The sequence below is a fragment of the Allobosea sp. 01N443 genome (assembly GCF_056399325.1).
Genome location: NZ_JBFTRC010000344.1, coordinates 1 through 2,808, shown reverse-complemented (window position 1 = coordinate 2,808; position 2,808 = coordinate 1). Strand labels below are relative to the sequence as shown.

The window sequence follows — 2,808 nt, the reverse complement described above, 5'->3', positions numbered from 1 at the left end:
GGGGGCATCGAGCGCGTCCGCGATGCCGTCGATCTGCAGCCGATAGCGCCGCGCATCGACGGAATTCGACACGTCGATTGCCAGGATGAGGGCGGTATCGACGCTTCCCCGCGATTCAGCGCTGCCGTCCCGGGCGCCGGGCTGCATCACCAGCGCGGCCGCGAGGGCGATAAGCAAAGGGCGAACAGATCGATCGAGCAACAGCACCGGCATGTGCTCCGCAACGCGTTCGACTGAGCTACCTTACCGCCTTGTCGAGATTATGCGCCAGGGCGAGGCCCCGGGCGCTCTCCAGGCCCTTCACCCCGGTCAGGATCGCACCGTCGAAATCGACGCCGGTCAGATCGGCTTCGCTCAGATCCGCGGCGGTGAGGTCGGCCTTGGACAGATCGACATTGACCAGCATCGCCCCGGTCAGATCGGCATGCCGCAATTTGGCAAAGCGCAGCACGATGCCTGTCAGGTCGGTATGGCGCAGGATCGCGCCTGTCAGGTCGCAGCCGAAGAGCTCGGTGCGTAGCGTGGTCATCAGCGTTCCCCGCATATCCGCATAGTTGAAGACGGCTGCGGTCAGGTCGGCTCCGCGCATATCGGCGCCGCTCAGGTGGGCGACAATGACGGCGCGTGCAAGATTGGCGTTCCGGAAGCGAGGCGCTTCGCTTGCATCATAGGACAGGCTCGAAACGGCGCTGGGCAGCAGCAGGGTCGCGTCGGAGAGGTCGGCGCCGCTGAAATCGGTGCCGATGATCACCGCCCGGTCGAGCCGGGCACCGTGCAGATCGGTTCCAGAAAGATCGGCACGAACCAGATCGGCGCCAAAGAGATCGCTGCCGGCGAGCCGCGCCCGCCGGAAATCGAGGCCGCTCAGATCGAGKCCGCGCAAATCCTGTCCGCCGAGATCGGCACGCGCGCCGGGCGCGAGCTGGAACAATCGCTGCGTAACCTCGCGAACGGTCAGCTTGGCTTCGGCGACCGCCGGCATGGGCGTGCAGAACAGGCAGAGCGCGACAAGCGCGGCTGTCCTGCGGGCGCGTCTGGCTGGGTTATAGGGCTGCGTGATCAGCTTTCCTTTCCGCTCTTGACCGGCCAGCTGCCGTGCAGCACGCGGCCGTCCGTATCCTTCGCGACCGCGGTGAGCACATCATCAGGACCTGTCGACCGGAAGGTGAAGCGGATATTGGGGTCCGCGCTTAGCGAGATGCCGCCCTCCATGCGGAAGACGAGCGCATCGCCGCGCTTTACCTCGACATCCGTGATGAATTTCGCCGGGATGTAGTAGCCGGTCAGCTGGTTCATCTGCATCCCGGAATAATTCGGGTGCCGGATCATCAATTGCGCCTCGCGGGAGGTCGAGGCCGGGAGGCTTGCCTCGAATTGCCGCAGCTGCATCTTGCCGAGTTCGGCCTCGGCGAGCTCGGCATCCTTCGGTGCCGGCGCCGAGCAGCCGCCGGATGCCTTCACATATTTGGTGGTCATGTGCAGCGCCCCGGTGCTGGTTTCGACCACGGCGCGCACATTCGAATAGGCGTCGATCCGTACGCGCGTCGACAGCATGATCTCGCCCGAGCCCTCGCCAAAGAAGAAGGTGGCGGCAACCGGCGCCGGGTTCTTGTCGATCAGCAAGGTCAGTGTGAGCGGGGCCGATGCCTTGTCGCGGTCGATTTTCACGGTCAGCGGAACCAGGGCCGCGTCTTCGGCGCGCACGGGCGCTTCCAGCGTCACCAGCCCGTCCTCCTCGCTGATCGGCCGGTTCTGGAACACGTCCTGGTGGAGGCCGGGCCAGGGATCGTCCTCGGCCCGCGCCAGCGTAACCGGCAGGCCCGTGACCATGGCGCCGACAAGATAAAGGACGCTGCGGCGTGCGATGAGCTCAGTCATGGCATCCTCCGGTTCAGGCTGGCGGCGCTGCGATCACTCCCATTCAAGCTCGGCAAACGCGGCCGTGACATTGCGGGCGTTGAACTCGTCGAACAGGAGCCAGCTCTCCTTCTCGGAGAGCCCGGCGGTCGCGGCGGCCTCGGCAATCGATCGTCMCTCTTTTATCATGCGCCGCACATCCGCGGAAATTCTTTGCAGGTACTGCTTCTGCGGTTGCACKGCCTCGGGCCAGGCCGCCGCCGGTGGCCCATGGCCGGGCACGACACGCTTTGCCGCGACCTGTTCGAGGCGGCTGATCAGCGCCAGCCAGCCGCGGATCGATCCGTCGAGGGCCGGGACATGCCGCATGAAGAGCAGGTCGCCGAGAAAGAGTGTTCCCGAGGCCGTATCCCGAACGGTCAGGTCGTTGTCGGTATGCGCCGTCGGTTGCGCTTCGAGGATGAGCTCGCGTTCGCCGAGATCGATGACCGACTGGTCCTCGACGGCACGCGTCGGCGCGATCAGGCGGGTGCCGGCAAAGGCGTCCGGACCGAGCAGTTGCGCGTTGAGGGCAAGGTAGCGCTTGGCCCGCGCGGCCAAGGCACGCGCCAGTTTGTGATGGGCGATGAATTCCGGCCGGTCATCGGCAAAGGCGGCGTTCCCGAACAGATGGTCGGGATGCATATGCGTGTTGATCACGTAGCGAATGGGCTTGTCGGTCACCGTCCGGATCGCGGCGCGCAGCGCCTGCCCGATGGCCAGGCTGCCGCCGGTGTCGATCACGGCGACGGCATCGCGACCGATCACGAAGGACAGGTTGGCGATGTCGCCCCGATTTGACGGCGCAAAGAGCGCATAAGCGCCCTGATGCACGAAAACGCCAGGCGCGATCTCGGTGACGCTCAAGGGCAGGGCTGCCGGGGTTGTCTGGGCCGCCGCCGGGGAAACGGG

The 2,808-nt window shown here is 65.9% G+C and carries 4 protein-coding genes; all 4 read right to left on the bottom strand.

Translation table 11 applies throughout. From position 1 onward, the window contains the following. Nucleotides 1-207 (bottom strand): DUF1194 domain-containing protein (locus AC1DRP_RS36030; RefSeq protein WP_476771081.1); only part of this gene is annotated, 207 nt, incomplete at its 3' end. A gap of 31 nt (nucleotides 208-238) precedes the next feature. Next, on the bottom strand, nucleotides 239-982 hold the full coding sequence (locus AC1DRP_RS36025) for a pentapeptide repeat-containing protein (RefSeq protein WP_441508412.1): 744 nt from the start codon (nucleotides 980-982) through the stop codon (nucleotides 239-241). Between the two features lie 77 nt (nucleotides 983-1,059). Then, nucleotides 1,060-1,878: a quinoprotein dehydrogenase-associated SoxYZ-like carrier gene (locus AC1DRP_RS36020; protein ID WP_441493147.1), complete on the bottom strand. Its 819-nt coding sequence runs from the start codon at nucleotides 1,876-1,878 to the stop codon at nucleotides 1,060-1,062. Between the two features lie 33 nt (nucleotides 1,879-1,911). Beyond that, on the bottom strand, nucleotides 1,912-2,808 hold an 897-nt coding region (locus tag AC1DRP_RS36015), incomplete at its 5' end, for a quinoprotein relay system zinc metallohydrolase 2 (protein ID WP_476771080.1).

Coding starts and splice junctions, on each gene's coding strand:
- AC1DRP_RS36020 (WP_441493147.1), bottom strand. CDS start 1,878: ATGACTGAGCTCATCGCACGCCGCAGCGTCCTTTATCTTGTCGGCGCC.